At 37.6% G+C, this 17,338-nt stretch carries 12 protein-coding genes; 2 read left to right on the plus strand and 10 right to left on the minus strand.

What is annotated here, in order from left to right:
* Positions 1–414: 414 nt before the first annotated feature.
* The 7 genes from ABY905_RS01665 to purU all read right to left on the minus strand — a co-directional run bounded on the left by ABY905_RS01665 (position 415) and on the right by purU (position 11,689).
* Positions 415–3,669 (minus strand): PDZ domain-containing protein, encoded by a 3,255-nt coding sequence (locus tag ABY905_RS01665; RefSeq protein WP_372639768.1) that lies wholly within the window; start codon positions 3,667–3,669, stop codon positions 415–417.
* A 241-nt stretch (positions 3,670–3,910) separates the two neighbouring features.
* Complete coding sequence (locus tag ABY905_RS01670) at positions 3,911–7,078, minus strand: SPOR domain-containing protein (RefSeq protein WP_372639770.1); 3,168 nt, start codon at positions 7,076–7,078, stop codon at positions 3,911–3,913.
* A 26-nt stretch (positions 7,079–7,104) separates the two neighbouring features.
* Positions 7,105–7,611: a DUF4402 domain-containing protein gene (locus ABY905_RS01675; RefSeq protein WP_372639772.1), complete on the minus strand. Its 507-nt coding sequence runs from the start codon at positions 7,609–7,611 to the stop codon at positions 7,105–7,107.
* A gap of 141 nt (positions 7,612–7,752) precedes the next feature.
* Positions 7,753–8,634: a molecular chaperone gene (locus tag ABY905_RS01680; RefSeq protein ID WP_372639774.1), complete on the minus strand. Its 882-nt coding sequence runs from the start codon at positions 8,632–8,634 to the stop codon at positions 7,753–7,755.
* Between the two features lie 133 nt (positions 8,635–8,767).
* The gene (locus tag ABY905_RS01685) at positions 8,768–9,289 is read right to left on the minus strand and encodes a DUF4402 domain-containing protein (RefSeq protein ID WP_372639776.1); all 522 of its coding nucleotides are present in this window, start codon (positions 9,287–9,289) and stop codon (positions 8,768–8,770) included.
* A gap of 849 nt (positions 9,290–10,138) precedes the next feature.
* Positions 10,139–10,606, minus strand: a complete 468-nt coding sequence (locus ABY905_RS01690; protein ID WP_372639778.1) for an SDR family NAD(P)-dependent oxidoreductase — start codon at positions 10,604–10,606, stop codon at positions 10,139–10,141.
* A gap of 219 nt (positions 10,607–10,825) precedes the next feature.
* Positions 10,826–11,689 (minus strand): formyltetrahydrofolate deformylase, encoded by an 864-nt coding sequence (gene purU / locus ABY905_RS01695; protein ID WP_372639780.1) that lies wholly within the window; start codon positions 11,687–11,689, stop codon positions 10,826–10,828.
* 143 nt (positions 11,690–11,832) lie between these two features.
* On the opposite strand from purU, the gene ABY905_RS01700 reads away from it, so the two are divergent.
* Complete coding sequence (locus tag ABY905_RS01700) at positions 11,833–12,066, plus strand: hypothetical protein (RefSeq protein ID WP_372639782.1); 234 nt, start codon at positions 11,833–11,835, stop codon at positions 12,064–12,066.
* 51 nt (positions 12,067–12,117) lie between these two features.
* Here the strand turns inward: ABY905_RS01700 and ABY905_RS01705 are convergent, their stop codons facing one another.
* Together ABY905_RS01705 and ABY905_RS01710 are read right to left on the minus strand one after the other, a co-directional pair.
* A complete protein-coding gene (locus ABY905_RS01705; RefSeq protein WP_372639784.1) occupies positions 12,118–12,579 on the minus strand; it encodes a PaaI family thioesterase in 462 nt (153 codons plus the stop codon).
* A gap of 276 nt (positions 12,580–12,855) precedes the next feature.
* On the minus strand, positions 12,856–13,251 hold the full coding sequence (locus ABY905_RS01710) for a hypothetical protein (RefSeq protein WP_372639786.1): 396 nt from the start codon (positions 13,249–13,251) through the stop codon (positions 12,856–12,858).
* Between the two features lie 359 nt (positions 13,252–13,610).
* Between ABY905_RS01710 and ABY905_RS01715 the strand changes: the two genes are divergently transcribed.
* Entirely contained in the window at positions 13,611–15,254 is a 1,644-nt protein-coding gene (locus ABY905_RS01715; RefSeq protein WP_372639788.1) for an AMP-binding protein, read from the plus strand.
* 84 nt (positions 15,255–15,338) lie between these two features.
* Here ABY905_RS01715 and ABY905_RS01720 read toward each other — a convergent pair whose 3' ends face one another.
* Positions 15,339–17,246, minus strand: coding sequence for a prolyl oligopeptidase family serine peptidase (locus tag ABY905_RS01720; RefSeq protein WP_372639790.1), 1,908 nt, complete (start codon positions 17,244–17,246; stop codon positions 15,339–15,341).
* Between the last annotated feature and the right edge of the window lie 92 nt (positions 17,247–17,338).

Here is a 17,338-nt window from a genome sequence, read left to right on the forward strand (position 1 = left end):
AAACAATGCGAAATTAAAGCAAATTTATTATTAGAATTTCACAAAACTTTGCCGAACGAGTAGGCAAAATCAGCGGAACACAGTTTAAACAATCTCAAGTACACTCCCATTTGTGGGAACGTGCTTCAAATCATTATGTATGAATTCCCACATACTGCAATGCATTTAAATCTCTCCAAACTGTGTTCCCATATTCGGGAACACAGTTCAAATACTCCAGGCACAATTCCCAAATGTAGGAATGCACTTCATCCCCTTCTGTAGCATGTCCAAAAAAAAGGAGCGTACTTCGAACAATGCAAAGTACGCTCCCTTATAAAACAATGTAATTATGCTCGTGAAAGCTAAAAGTTAACATTAAAGCAGATTGATTTTAATGTTAACTTGGTACAGACCTAATCGTATGCAAAGTTACTACTTCACATCCTCTTCAATCCATTTAGAACGATTCGGATCTTTAGGCGCACTTACTTTATTACTTGGCTTCTCTTTCAACTCCTTCAAAAGCATTTCCACTGCTTTCTCAATCGAAGGATCGATACCTTTAGCCACCTTATGCGGCTCGTCATAAACTTCTACATCAGGATAAACACCAATACCTTCGATAATCCACTTCTGGTTTTCATCGAAAATACCAAAACGAGGTACGGCAATATAACCACCATCTACCAAGCCTGCATTACCCGACATACCAACCAGTCCACCCCAGGTACGCGTACCAATAAGTTTACCTAGTCCTTTCTTTCTGAAATAGTATGGGAATGCATCTCCTCCTGAAGACGAGTAATGATTAATCAGCATAGCTTTTGGTCCATCATGAGCAATATCTGGTGTTTGTTGTGGCTCTAAACCTCTACGATGCCAGTACGAAAGCACATTACGATCCAGCAAATCTGCCATATGATCAGGAATGAATCCACCACCATTATAGCGGTCATCAATAATCAAAGCCTGCTTTTCATGATAAGCATACATACCTCTGTGTAACTCACGATTTCCTTCTACAGCCGTGTTTGGCACGTGAATGTAACCAATCTTGCCATCAGATAATTTATTCACCATCTCACGACGCTCATTCACCCAGTTCAAATACATCAACTCCAATTCAGAAGCAATCGGCTTAATGGTGTAAGTTTTTGCACCTTCAAGACTTGGCTTAGAGTTCACTGTAAGTTCAATCATTTTACCCACTGTATTCTCTAAATACAAGTATGGATTAACGTCCAGACTCAAGTCATGCCCATTGATACTCAAAAGGTAATCCCCTTCTTTCACATTCACCCCTTGTTCTGTTAAAGGAGATCTGCGATTAGGTGTCCAGTTTTCACCCTGATAAATTTTAGAGATAATATATTTACCCGCCTTAATATCTACTTTAAGCTTGGCTCCCAGCAATCCTGTTTCCAATGGCTTCACCTTTTCGAAGTCACCATAATTCACATAGGCGTGACCTGTATTGGTTTCCGAAATAATCTCACCAATAATATAATCCAGGTCTGCACGATGACTTACGTAAGGCATCAACTGATTGTAATTGGCTTTAATTTGAGCCCAATCAATTCCTTGCATATTAGCAACATAGTAATAATCACGGAAGATTCTCCAACCATCGGTATAGATTTGTTTCCATTCTTTCTTAGGATCAATCTTCATTACTAGATCATCCAGGTTCAATTTGCCAGCGCCTATTTTCTGCCCTGCATTGATATCAATAATACCATAAGTAGAACCAGAACGGTACATGATTTTCTTACCATTACCCGAAAGCATATAATCCGAAACGCGATCTAAAATGACCTCGTCTTTTTCTTCTGCAATATTATAAGAGTGCAATTCTCTTTTAGTAGAATAAAGAATACCACCATCAATAGCAGTTAAACCACCGTAGTTTCCCGATGACATTGGAAAAACTGAAATACGATCTGAAATACCATCCAAATCAATCTCAATCTTCAAGTCTGCTTTTGATTCCTCTTTCTTATCTTTCTTTTTATCTTCAACTTTCACCTCTTCAACATCGTTTTTCAAAGCAAATAATTTCGGACCATTATCCTTTAAAGATATCGCATATATACGCGTTGCTTTATTGTATAAATAGTTGAATTCGAAGCTTGAGAAATCCAAATTAAAGTTACGATTGGATAAGAAGAAGATGAAATTACCATCTTTAGAGAAAACAGGTTCAGAATCGCTAAAGGTATCATTTGTCAACTGGGATTGCTTACCCGTTTTCAAATTATAAACCCAAATAGCAGATTGGCTATTTCGACTTTCTTTTGAATAGGTAATCCATTCCGAATCTGGCGAAAAGTTATACTCCTTAATTTCGTTACGACTAGCTGTATCCACGACCGTCACTTTTCCACTTTCAATATCAAGATACTTCAGTTTCAAGCTGCGATCAAAAAAGAGTAAATATTTACTGTTATCAGACCATTTCGCATCGTACATCCAAGCTGATGAGCCAGAAGTGATTTGCTTCGCTTTAGCTCCTTTTTTATTTTCAAGTAAATAGATCTCGTACTCACCTGTTGCATCAGAATAATAAGAAATATATTTGCCATCAGGCGACCAAGTTGGTGCCGTTTCGCGTACACCCTGAGTTTGAGTTAAGTTGATACTAGGACCATTCTTAGCAGGAACTGAGAAAATATCACCTCTGGCATCGAATAAAGCACGCTTCCCCGAAGGAGAAACAGCAACGCCTTGAACAAAGTCTTTAACATTCTTATAATAAGGTAATATATTCGGATTATCGAAGTGAATATTAACGATAACACGTTCTTCCTTACCTGTTTCAAGATTCAATTTAAACAACTGTCCACCATTCTCATATACAATTTGTCCATTCTCACCTGAAGGCCACATCACATCAAAAGTCTTGTGATGGGTCATCTGAGTTAGCTTTTTAGTAGGGATATCATACTTATAGATATTCAACTTTAAATCACGATCGGAAGCAAAATAAATTGCATCCTTATACCAGGAAGGAATCTGATCTGATCCCACAAATTTGGTGATACGTTCCGATTGATCTTTCTCCAGATCGTAAATCCAAAGGTCAGCTGCGCGTCCACCTTTGTAGCGTTTCCAGGTACGGAATTCACGACTGATTGGAGCATAACATATTTTTTTAGCATCAGGAGAGAAAACGCCCATTCCACCTTCTGTAATCTGCAAGGGCTGTTCTAAACCACCTTTTAAACTCACCTTATAATAGGTTCCATTTCTTTCACCAAAAGGCGTACGGTTCATACGAACTAAAATAGATTGACTATCAGGCGTCCAGTCCAGTACGACATTATCAAAACCGCCACGTGGAGGCATTAAACCTACCGAATTGTAATAGGTCAACTGACGAGGTGTACCTCCAGCGGCAGGCATCACATAAACCTGACGACTACCTGAATATTCAGCTGAGAAAGCAATCCATTGCCCATCCGGAGAAATTTTTGGAAACAACTCCATGCCCTTATGAGACGTTAATCGAGTTGCATCACCCCCTTTTGTATCTACCGACCAAATATCGCCAGCATATACAAAAGCAATTAAATTTTTGTTCACATCGGGATATCGCATCAGGCGAGCGTCTTTTTGTGCACTCACACTACCAACCATTCCCATTATAATGAGAAATAAGGCAGCAATTTTCATATTCTTTTTTTGCATTGTCTTCTATGTGTTTGTGTTAGGATATAATCAGATTATATGTTTACAGTATAAAGTTCAAAGCTACTAAATCTTTTTTTTTACAATGGGAGAACTTTATTAAATTTAGATAAACCAGAGCGACATTATTTAATAGATGTGAAACATACATTTATGTCAATCCTTAACAACAGAAATATAATGCTACTTAAATATTGGTTTAGTAAGTTTAATTATAGTAACCTAAGTTTATTTTTTGTATTTAAAAAGAACTTTTACGCTCAATAGGTACAACAATCAGTTCAGAAAATCCCTTATCCAGTAGTTGCAATATAAAATCTCTAGCTGCCTTACGCCCATAAAAATAATTAAATCGAACTTTATACAGTCCATCTTCATGCTCTATCACTACTTTTTTATCTGAAATCCAAGATAAGCTAGATCGTAAAACCAAAGCATTAGATTTCCTTGCAAAAGCCCCAAGTTGAACAGTAAACACACCCCTATTCATCAATTCATATTTGTTTATTTCACCATACGCATCAACAAGAACAATAATCGCATCAGAATAGCCCATAGCAACCAATTGGGGAGCCAATAAGCTGGCTTCCTTACTGCTTTCAAATCTACCGATTAGAACCTTAAAAATATCACCTTCAAAAACGATCACGCCTGAATAACCTAAAACTTCTTTAAGTTGCTTTTGAGCCACGATAGCATCAGCCTTATGCTCAAACTCACTCACCTGTATCAAACAAGCTGCTGCTTCTTTGACATCTGTGTTTTTGGAAGCAAGCACATTTTCTTCCTCAACGATTACAATACTTGTAGATGTATCACGTGCAGGTCTTTGTAGCACCAACTCAAGCCCATCGACGTAATCGCCATCTACTGTACGTTTAATCGTAAATGGCAAAAGATCAGGCGTCACAATCATGTCTAATTTTCGCAATTGAGCCGTATCAATCCGTACAGTATACTCACCGGCAGGTAAGCCCAGATAGCTGAAATAACCATCAAGCTCGGTAAGAGTGCGAGCAATGCGTGTGGAGTCGCTATTGTAAAAGCCCACAATAATACGTCCAATCCCTTTTTGTTTATCACCTTCGCGATGATAAACTGTTCCTGCCACTTCCCCTACAACTGAAACAGGAATTTCAACCCGTTTAAAATGATTAGGTGTCACTTCAATGCTAAGAATTTTCTTTTCAATTTTCCAGCCAATATTGTCGAAACTATTGGGGTCAACCTGAACCGTGTAATTTTTATAAGGCTCCATATTAACGACACGAATGATCGTATCGCGATCCATATTCACCTTGGAGCAGCCCTTAACCCGGAGTTTCAATCCCCAGGCCTTTGGCTCCCCCTTATCGTGATAACCATTACAATTATAATCAAGAAAAGGTAGGAAGATGATGCCTCCCTTACCAACTGTACTGCGCTTACTTGTACCTAAAAAGTTTGTAGAACGATCATACATCAGGCTTCCCCGAGCCGTCTGTGTAAATTTCGTTTTATTATTACTACGGCTGGCTGAAACAGAGGTACTCCCAAAAGAAAAATCATAACGCAAGCCAATTTGTGCTGTACTCGTCTGACTTGTAAAGCTATAATTACATGAAATATCCAAATAAGCTTTTTTAAACACCTTTTTCTGAAGGGCAGCGCTCACGGACACTAACTCATTCTGAGAATAATTGTATTGCAGACGGGGTGAAAAAGTATAAGCAGATGGCAACCTGAAAGCCATTGAAAGATTACTGGAAACATTAACTTGAGCCCCCTCTGTAAACATCGCATTGGTTTTCAAATTCGTATGGATCCCAAAAACAGAACCTGATAACATCATATCAGCCACGGTTCGTTTACCCGAGGGGTAAATCACCTGATTTAATGTGAATCGTGAGTAAGCTGAGAAGTTCTGATTTCGGATAGGGAAAGACAGACTTAGTTTTCGTTCTTCAATCGTATTCGTATTTATCGCAATCTGATCTTTGACATAGCGCGTATAATCCAAAACCAAATTCAAGTTAGAGGCCCCCTGGTAACTCAGTCTGCCAACAGAACTCACCCCATGGTAATAGTCACCCGAAAACAATAAGCCCGAGCCAAGCCTAAGCGACATATTCGCAAAAGGGATACTTCCTCCTGAAGCTTGATAGGATAGGTATTCCACCCCACCACCAAATGTAAAAGACCGACTTACACCATAATTGAATTTGGCTCTTGTAAACTGGCTCTGTTCACCATCCTCAAGCACGCCTGCCTGTATGCTATATTGAAATTCATTTTTGGGAAGAAAATTTAAAGGAATACTAATCGTCTCCTCTTTGGTACGCTCTTCTCCCCAGGGGCCATAAAAACGGAGATTTAATTCAGTATTCCCATACATTAGTGGCACTTCGAAAGAATAGAAACCAGAAGCATCGGCTTTCATATAATCAACCATTCTATTATTCACATAGAGTTCAACTAGCCAATTGGGCTCTGTGAAATCACTCAAGGTGTAAGAACCAAAAGATCGACGTTGGCTTGTGGGGGTATTGGTTAATTGTACGCCCACAACAGGGGCGGTTATTGATGAAATTGATTGACGAGATATTTTTCCCGCTCTAATCTGTCTTATAGCCTTAAAATCATTATTTACAAAGTGCCATTGATAATATTGTTTCTTCAGAGAGAAATTTGAATTTGGGGTATAATTGAGACGTAAGTTTGCTTCTCCTCCCGCAATCATAGAGCCAATAGCCAAATTTAAACGTTTACTACTCACTCCCTGTAGTTCTTGATTGGCAACAATAGACCAATCGGCCATTCCCAATTTAAATAAGGGATAGTCTCGCTTAATGATTGTATCCGGGCTGATCTCGCCTTTCAGGCTAGCTCTATTTTTACGCATGGCCTCCATACGGAGTAGACGAATGATAGGCAGATCAAGTTCGGTTTTCATTTTTACCGAGAGGCTACGGAAACTAAATTTGCAGTCTAAAGCAAATACCTTTCCGAAATAATCGAGTTTCAGATACAAGTTACTTGCGGTCCGAATCAAATCTGTGGGGTTCAGATCAAAGCGTTTATCCTGATATTGAATTTGGTAATTTTTGGCATCCACAAGATAAGTCGCCTCTTCCTTAATGATAAAGCCTTCTAACGAATCAAATCGAGATGTGGGAATATTTTTAATCTTAAGAAAATCGAAAACATCAGTGAGTGACAGATAGGCTTGTTGCCCGTAAATAGCAGCAGGAATCTCAGCTCCACCTATACCTTTCACATTAAAATAAACCGAAATCTCGTCGTAATCGCTTACTTCCTGCCCCAAAGTACACTGAGGCAATAGGATAAACAAACAGCATATAAGAGCCCATAAAGCAAAAGCTAGTCTACCTCTTTTGAGAGAAGTGACATATAGATTTTTAGCTGTCATTTAAACTTTATCTGCTTTAAGCCTGTTTATTCCTGTATAAAAGTGACATTGAGTGAACCATTATAGTTTCCCGAAGGTTTGTCTTGTGAATTTTCCACAGTGAGAATGCCTCCCATGCTAACTTGTATATGACCTGAAGGGGGGACGATAATCGGGAAACTGGTATCAGAGTCACCTACCTGAAGACTTATGGAACCACCATTACTGCCAGCCATGCTGGTATCAGAACCTTTTATGATAGATATTAGCGTTCCGGGATCAGCCTCCACCTCGTAAATAGCAGGGTAATAAGAAAATCCTGAGATATTGGCCTTTATAATGTCACCGTTAACCAATCGTGTACCATCAGGTGAAACTGTGACAGTTCCTCCTGAAATCCCCTGAAAAAAGGCTCCAAAACTGATATCCTGAAGGGTTACAACAGATAGTGGGACAGAAGGCTCCTGAGCAACTAAGACCCAGTGACTTAATAAGATAAATAGGCCAGTACAAATACACTTAAGTAAACAATTTCGTTTGAAGGCAACAGTCATGATCAATAGTCCATTAGTCCCGAAAGCTTTCGAGATTAGTATTAGGAAAAAGTACTTATGGATGCCTTAAGTCCTTTAAGGGCTAAAGTTGTTCTATGCTAAGTACTTTCAACTTATAACTCTAAGTACTCCAAATTCTAATTAGTGCAAATTCAGTTCTGCTTCGCAAAGCATCTCCCCTTTATCAGCTTTCTGCTTGCTGTACACGACATGTAATTTCCCCATTTTATAATCTACTCCAGCCGGATTTTCCAGTTTGATACTAAAAGTTCGGGAGGCAGTCGGCATATAGACAGCAAGACCTTTTACAAGCCCAACCTGACTGCGCTTTCCCTCTGGTGAGACATGATTAACTCGAATATCCCCATAAACAGACATATTCCCTGTACGATTTAATCTTAGTTTGAGGCTAGTAATTAAAGTCTCATCTCTTTCAAGTTTTAAATCTGAAACACTCACTTGAGCGGTAGATTCACCCCTGCGGATAATCACTGGAATGGTAATCCCAAAAACAGGTGTCAAACTCACTGATAGTCCTGTAGCATCGCTTCGATCTTCTTTCTCGCCAAGTGGTTTTTCTTGAGGCAGCCCTCTGAAATAGATATGAGAACGGTATTCCCCTGTTTGCAAAAGGTTGGATTTGACGACTTGCATTTTTACAAGCTGAGCTTCATTAGGAGCAAGAGTCACACGACGTGGAAAAAAACGAAGGTAATCACTGGCAAAATTCTGACCCGGATCTGGTTGAGTGATCTCCACAAACTGCCCATCTTCGGTCATCCTAATTTGCTTAAATGAAATATTGTAAGTTGCCGTATCCTTTCCTGTATTGGCCAGATTCAACTCCTGCATTCTTTTCTTCCCCTCAAAAACGACTCTTCGTGGGGTAATGAGCAAGTTACCTTGCGCCATAACTTTTCCTGAAGAAAAGAGAGATAATGCGATGCAGCCAAAAAGAAAAAAAGAAAAAAGCATAGCCTTTTTTATGGTTATTGGTGTCTGTAAGTATCCTACTGCTCTCATAATTGATTTGTTGAAGGAACAAGCCAAATTTTATGGCTAAAAAAGAATCTGGTTTAAAGAAGAAATACACCTTAAATAGTCATCAGAAAAAAAACGCTGCACTTGGCTGCGCTTTTCTCTGATGACTGGTTTATTAGTTGTAATTTACTGTTACAGTAAAAACATCACTTGTATAAACATCCTCAGCTTGTCCTGCTCCAACTGTCAAAGTACCCCCAACATAGAGAGTCGTTCCTACCAATCCGTTTCCAACTTCATTGCTGCTTTTGAAATCACCAAGAGTCATAGTATTAGTAGGAGTGACACCTGTAAGTGTAATATCCCCTGGCAACGTAACAACATAAGAGTAATCAGCCTGTCCACCTATAGTAAAAGAAGCTGCTGTAACAGTTCCTGTTGTTGCAGGTAGCGTAACACCAGCACCACCCCCAGTAACGTCGCGCACAGGTGTACCAGTAATAGCTGGCAACACAACAGTTCCACCTGTAGCTGAAACAGCAAGGTTACCAAAACTCATATCATTAACTTTAACAATGGAAATTGGTGTTACGATAGTCGCAGAAGCTACAGCTGTTGCATCAGCTTGTGCAAAAGAACTGGTTGCAAATCCGAACATCGCGATTGCAATAGCGAAAACTTTAGTATAATTTTTCATTTTGTTTTTTTGAATAATTGTTTTTCTGAGAATTTCCATTTCGTTCCGGACTGAAAAGAAATTTCATTTTTTTACTAATTACCTTTTTTCATACATGAAGAGCACGAAAGTAGGATTAAAAATGAGTAATCAGATAATTGCAATCTAGAGATAGCAACACAAAAACAGTTAATAATCGAAAAGCAAGGTATTTAGTCACCAATTAAAAAGTTTGTTTATAATTAATCTGCATAATGCAGATCGTCAAAAACGTAGGTTTTATGGTTAAAATCCATGTTTATATCGAAAAATGACAAACACATTTGCTATTTCAACGATAAAGTTTTCAGAATAGTTTCCCTCAGTAATAAATCACAGCATTTCAGACATAAAGACAAGTCGTTAATGAAATATTTGAGGGGCATAGGAGTAAAATAGATATACTCTAAATTTGAAAAAAAGAGAATATTATGGCATTCGCTTATTTGGATAGGCTCTAATAAGCCCGTAAAAGGAGAACATTCATTTCATTAAGCATGTCAGACCTGTAGCGAAATTAATGTCTAGCGCCCGACTGCAGTCTCAAAACGAAAAACCTCAAATCCCAGAGATGAGATTGAATTTTCACATCCTTCTGTGAATCTAACGAGGCAATAACTTCATAATAATTGCGATAATTTGCCAACGCTTTGTGACATATCCAATATCTTTCTTTTTTTTTATTAAGTCGAACATTTGTTTTGCAGCCTTCTTTTTGGTTGTGACCCAAAATTGTTTTTTTCCTACTGACATATCTGTTTTTACAAATCCAGGTCTAATATCAGTTATGTAAATTGGCTTACCAGTCCTATAAGCTTTCTGTCTTAATGCTTACAAATAGCTTATTTGGTACGATTTTGCAGCATGATAGGCCGGTGCAACTCTATACCCACGTAAGCCTGCTATTGAACTGATGCTTACAAAATGGCCCTTACCTTGTTTTTCGAAAAAACGATAAGACCAATCTGCTATCTCGGTAAAAGCCAATACATTTAATTTATTCGCTTGGTTTTCTATCTCGAAACCCGGATTGCCATTTAAATGACCTATGCCTGCACTAAAGATTAATAAATCCAACCCACCCAGTGAAGTGACTAATTCTGTTATCATTTCAGAGCTACTCTCTTTAGTACAGTCAAAATATCTGATTTCTAGATGCGCAGGATTATTCAGTCGTAATTTCTCAATACCATTTGTATGTAAACCAGTTAAACCAACTTTATAATTGTTGCTAATCAATAATTTGACAAGTTCCTTGCCTATCCCTGAAGTTGCACCAATTATAATCGCTTTTTTCATCTAAATTTCAATTAAAACAAGTTGACTTATTAAAAACCCTTATCTCTTATAAAGTTAAAGATTTATATGGGTTCAATATTATTTTTTTAGAACACTAATGGATTTGATCTTATAAAATGAGCAAGCAAAACTATAGGCCTCACTTGCTCAATATACTATTCCATATTCATGTCAAAAACAATATATCAGGCGGTTGATACCCCTACTGTTTGTAACCCTTTAGTTAAAAACAATCGTTCTCTTGCCATCAACAATAATACGATGCTCTGCTTTATAAAGAAGCGCACGAGCAAGGACTGTTCTTTCTAAATCACGTCCTTTTCGAATCAGGTCTTTTATGGTATCCTTATGCGTAATTCTCATAATATCTTGCTCTATAATAGGCCCCTCATCAAGTTCCTCAGTCACATAATGGCTGGTAGCACCAATTATTTTAACACCTCGTTCATAAGCCTGTTTGTAAGGATTTCCGCCAACAAAGCCAGGTAAAAAAGAATGATGAATATTAATAATATTATTCCGATATTCCTGAATAAACTCAGGTGTTAGCACTTGCATGTATCTTGCCAGTACAATCAAATCAATATTGTTCTCTTTCATTAGAGCAATCTCTCTGGCTTCTTGATCCGGCTTATTTTCTTTTGATATTGGAAATAAATGAAAGGGTATCCCATTAGCTTCAGCAAGTTTTTGTAAATCGGGATGATTCGAAATGATAAGTGGAATTTCAATATGATACTCATCCATCTTATAACGCCAGAGAATCTCTTGAAGACAATGGTCATATTTAGAAACAAATATGGCTAATCGCATTTTTCTTTCTGAAAATTCAATTCGCCAATGGGCATTGAATTCTTTTCCTATAACGTCGAAAGCATCACGCAGTTGTGATGAAGGGATGGAAAAGTTTTTCATACTCCATACGACTCTAATGGAAAAGAATTTCTGATTTTGATTTACATGTTCATCTAAATCGATGATATTCCCCCCGCCATTGTAAATAAACTGAGATATTTTAGCAACAATACCATCTTGGTCTGCACAGGTAAAAAGTAATATGGCATTCAGATTATTTTCAGACATAATTCAAGTTCGTAATAGGGTTAATAGTTGATGATTAGACTATAAACTTAAAGAATTGACTTTTAAAACAAGAATATGTCAATCAAATTCTAAATTAGGCGTGATCAAATGAGTACTCTACAAACAAAAGCTTAAAGCCACCCTTGCTTAGAAATAAACTCATCTTTGGTGTGCTTATTATTGGAGTTTCTGTCGCACTTTTCTTTATGAATAACATAGAAGGAGGACAAACTTGGTTTCTTCTCATTAGCCTTATAGGATTAGCCTTTGCTGTGACTTTAGGTTTAATCGGCAAACGACTGCTAACCGTTATATTGCCAGGGAAATATTTATTCAGAAAAGCAAAACCCAAAACAAAGCAAACTATTGACGCATAAATAAAAAGAGGTCTTACATAACTGTGAGGCCTCCCTGATTTAAACTGTACATTACTTTCCGAAATCATCGGGAACTTGTATGGCTATTACCTCACCAGTAACACAAACTTCTCCTTTTGAAAGTAAACGAATATCCACAGTTACTTTCTTACCCTTTACTTCCTTAATCACACCTCTAATTTCCAGATCACTATCGATAGGTGTCGGCTTTTTGTATGAAACTTGAAGTGATCCTGTCACACAGCGAGGTGCATTATATCCTTTCAGCACAATCCCCTTTTCCCTAGCCAAGGCCAAAGCTGCTGATCCTGTTCCATGGCAGTCGATTAAAGACGCAAGTAGACCACCATAGACTGAACCTGGAATTGCCGTATGAAATTCAGCAGGTGTAAATCGACTAAGAGTTTCATTTCCATCCCAAACAGTTTTCAACTGATAGCCATGTTCATTCAATCGGCCACAACCATAGCACTGTCCAAAATGATCGGGGTAATAATCTTGTATGCCTTTCATAGTTTTAATTTTATCTATATATCCTATAAGTTCTGAAAATCAAAATGATGCTTTAAAATAGACAAATCATTTTAATTATTGATATGATTATTAAACTACTCTTAGAAAGACTTATTCATTCAAAAAAAATCTTCCCAGAATCTGAAAAGCTTATATCAGTAAAAAAACGCCCAAACTATCATATAGCTTGAGCGTTTAGCATCTCGTAAAGAGATTTTGGAATAATAAGGCGTCTTGTAAAAAACAATAGTCTGCTCACTGTTTGTTACTGCATTGTTATTCTCTGGTGTACTCATTTCGGAAACAGTCTAAGCATTCATCATGCAATATCAGTTTCGAATCGCAACGTTCTATAGATTGTTTCCATCCATTTTGGTAGATAATCATGACTGCCATTTTACCAAATATCATCGATTCACCTTCTTCTAGTTTATAGGTCATTTCTTCCTCTAGTTCGCCATTTACATATTTTTTATAGCTACCAGCACGAAATTCAATAACAATCTGATTTCCTGTTGAGGCAGGTGTGTCGGTCCGACCATCAATGCCTCCAGTTGATTCCACCCAATCCCAACGTCCTATTATTTCAGCATCGAACAGCTGTCCATCGTCATCATCGGAGCAAGAAAAAAAGAGACCAAAAAAAAGCAATATTAAGATTACTCGTTTCATTTCAAACACATTTTCAGGTTAATACTGTTTGTATTAGACGTAGGAATTTAAAATTGGTTGCGTTTTTCACTCTATATGTTATGTTGAGAGATCAAACATCTTGGGATATAAAGACTATTTATTGATTTATTTCCATAATCAAATTAAGACTAAACTCAATTTCATGAAACGTATGGAAAGTCATATCGTACAAGTTATTAGGGAATTTTACATTCTAAAGATTTGGGACTAGAAGCATAACAACTCCAAAGCATTTAAAGTAAAACAAGGATCAATCTCAGATTTTAAGTAAATTGCAGACTGCGTTTGTGATTTTATTAGCCTTAATGGCTTAACAAACACGCCTTAAACTGACAATGATGACACAATATAACAACTTAACATTTCCTGCAATTTTTTCGGAAACTGTAGCGAAATTTGGATCTTCAAATGCGATGGCTCTTGTTGGTCAAGAACCACTTACATACAATGAACTTGATACCAACATAAAAGCGTTAATAGCATTCTACGAAAAACTAGGCATTCAAGCTGGTGATAAAGTTGCAATTTTAAGTACCAATATGCCCAACTGGGGAATCGCTTATTACGCGACTACTTTTATGGGAGCAGTTGTTGTTCCTATTCTACCTGATTTTACCGTTTTTGAGATTGAAAACATTTTACAGCATTCAGATGCTAAAGCGATTTTTGTTTCGAAAGGCTTAGCATCTAAATTAAATACGATCAATATTGACACCTTACAATTCACGATTGGAATTGAAAATTTCGAAATAATTAGTCAATCAGAAACCTCTGCACAATTCGATATATCTGTTCAAGCAGTGAAATCTTATGATGTACATGAGGATGATATGGCTGCCATTATTTACACTTCGGGAACAACAGGTAGCTCGAAAGGTGTGATGCTTTCTCATAAGAACATTTGCTCCAATGCAACTAGTGCCAGAAAGCTTCATCCTATTGATGAAAGGGATCGTTTCCTTTCAATCTTACCGCTTTCGCATACCTACGAGAACACGCTGGGTTTTGTGATTCCGATGCTTGCTGGTTCCTGTATCTATTATCTAGGCAAAACGCCAGTTCCTTCTCTATTAATTTCGGCCTTAAAAGAAGTAAAACCGACTATCATGTTCTCGGTTCCTCTGATTATTGAAAAAATTTACAGAAGTAAGATTTTACCTTCTATTAATAGTAAAGCCATTACCAAGAATCTATATAAAATTCCTTTTTTCCGTAAAAAACTAAATGCCATTGCAGGAAAGAAGCTGATGGAAACATTCGGAGGCGAATTAACTTTCTTTGGTATTGGTGGTGCTAAATTAAACGACCAAGTCGAATTGTTTTTGCGCGAGGCAAAATTCCCTTATGCTATTGGTTATGGTCTGACAGAAAGCTCGCCATTATTAGCAGGTATTGGAGTGAATCACACGAAGTACCGTTCTACAGGTCCAGCTTTACATGGCGTTGAACTTAAAATTAATAAGCCTGACCCACAGACTCAAATTGGTGAAGTCTGGGCAAAAGGTGACAATGTGATGATGGGCTATTACAAAGATCCTGAAAAAACAAAAGAAGTCCTTACTGAGGATGGCTGGTTTAAAACGGGTGACTTGGCTAGAATGGATAAAAACAATTACCTCTATATCGAAAGCCGACTAAAGAATATGATTGTTGGTGCCAGTGGCGAAAACATATACCCTGAAGCTATCGAGTCTCTTATAAATAACTTTAAGCATGTGGTTGAATCGGTTGTGGTAGAGAAGAAAGGCAAGCTGGTCGCAATGGTCTATTTTAATTATGAGGAATTAGAACAGCAATACAAGCACCTTAAGCGAGAGGTAGAAGATTACGTTGATCAACAAGTGGATGAATTATTAGAAGAATTACAAGTTTACGTTAACTCCAGAGTTAACAAGTTTTCACAGCTTCAACTGGTAATTGCGCAGGTTGATCCCTTTCAGAAAACGGCTACGCATAAAATCAAACGCTTTCTGTATTACTAGAAAGATTAGAAATTCTTCAAAATAAAATGATATATAAATGCCCAAACCTAGAAGTTTGGGCATTTATATTTTATCCTACTCATCTTATTCTTGAGTCATCATATTGGCATTTAAGAATTTCTCCATGGCTCTGTAAAATTCAAAACGGTTTTCCTGATTTCTAAAACCATGTCCTTCATTATCTTTTACCATATATTCCACATTAATCCCGCGAGCTTTCATGGCAGCAACCATTTGGTCCGATTCTGCAAGGTTAACTCTTGGATCATTCGCTCCCTGTGCTACAAACAAAGCTGCCTTAATTTTATCAGCATGAAGAGCCGGGGATATTTTGGCCATCATTACACTGTCTTTAACTGGATCACCAGCCATCTCATAAAACATTTGACGGTATGGCTCCCAATAGGGAGGTATGGTACTCATAAAAGTAAACATATTACTCACTCCCACATAATCAACGCCACACTTGTACAAGTCTGGGGTGAATGCTAAACCGGCTAAGGTTGCATAACCACCATAACTTCCACCATATATAGCGACACGATCTTTATCGGCATAACCCTGAGCAATAGCCCACTGTACGGCATCCGTAATATCATCCTGCATTTCCTGTCCCCATTTCTTGAATGAACACTCCCAAAATTCACGTCCATAACCCGTAGAACCTCTAAAATTCATCTGAAGTACAGCATAGCCGCGATTAGCCAAAAATTGAATCTCTGGATTAAATCCCCAACGATCTCTCGCCCATGGACCTCCATGAGGATTAACTACCAAAGGCAGGTTTTTAGCATCAAGCCCAACAGGTAGAGTCAAATAACCATGAATGGTTTTCCCATCTCTACTGGTATATTTAATCGGTTTCATAGCTGCCATCTGAGATTCATCCATCCATGGACTAACGGCGCTGATGAGTGTTAGTTCATCTGTATTTTTATCGTAAAAGTAGTACGACCCCAAGGATTTATCGCTGTAGGTTCGAATCAAAAACTTATCCTCATCCTTATTGGTACTGGTGAAATAACAGTCATAAGCTGACAGTTCCTTCTTCACACGATTATACATTTTTTCACTTTCCTTATCGAAAAATTTAAAATTAACCATATCGGTCGTGTATTCTGCCTTGGTGAGAACTTTACGTTTCTTTGAATACGATAAACTTTCTACATCAACCATATCGTTAGCAAATAGGGTTTCAGTTTCCTTACCTGTAGCGGGATCAAAAATGACGATCTCCATCTTATCTCTTCCAAGATTTGAGCTAGCGTACAATTTCTTGTTGTCGAAGGTGAAAAAATGAGGCGACATGGTCTCCTTAAAACTGGTTGTAATAATTGGCTTAAACTCATCCTTTTCAGTTTCACGATAAAGAACAGTTGTGTTAATCATATCAGTAACCGCTGTTGCAACACGCAATTTGCCTTCATGATCCGTCATCCAACCTGAAATATTCCCAGGGTTTTTATAAAGCATCGTTAACTCACCTGTTACAATGTTTAATCGATAGGGATCAAAAACTCTAGGATCTCTTTTATTCATTGAAATAATAATCTCATCAGGAATAGCATCCAAACGATCGATTATGCCTGTACGAACATTTTCAAAATCGGTAAAACAGACATGATTCTTTCCATCAATATCAACACCATACAACTTGAAGTTTTCGTCGCCGCCACTATCCTTCAAATACAGAATACGATTATCGTTAGCCCAAAAATAGCCTGAAATATCTCTATCCTTTTCGAAGGTTATCTGAACCGCTTCCTCACTACCTATATCCTGAATAAAAATATTCATACGATCTTCAAAGGGAGCTCGGTACGAAAATTTGATTCCTTCTGGTGAAATTTGATAGGAAGTCTTTAATGGATTTTTGAAAAAATCTTCAAGAGCAATTTTAGGAGGTCTTTCCACTTTCGTTTCTTTAGCTGTGCAGGCAAAGATGAATATGGCCAACACGGGAATACACAAATACGTTGTACTGATTCTCATTATTTCTAATTTATTGATGAATAAATAGTTGACTCTTGAAATTACAACAATAATATTTATTAATCAATAAAATTCTGACATTATAAGACATA

The sequence above is a fragment of the Ancylomarina sp. genome, assembly GCF_041555295.1.
Lineage (GTDB): Bacteria > Bacteroidota > Bacteroidia > Bacteroidales > Marinifilaceae > Ancylomarina.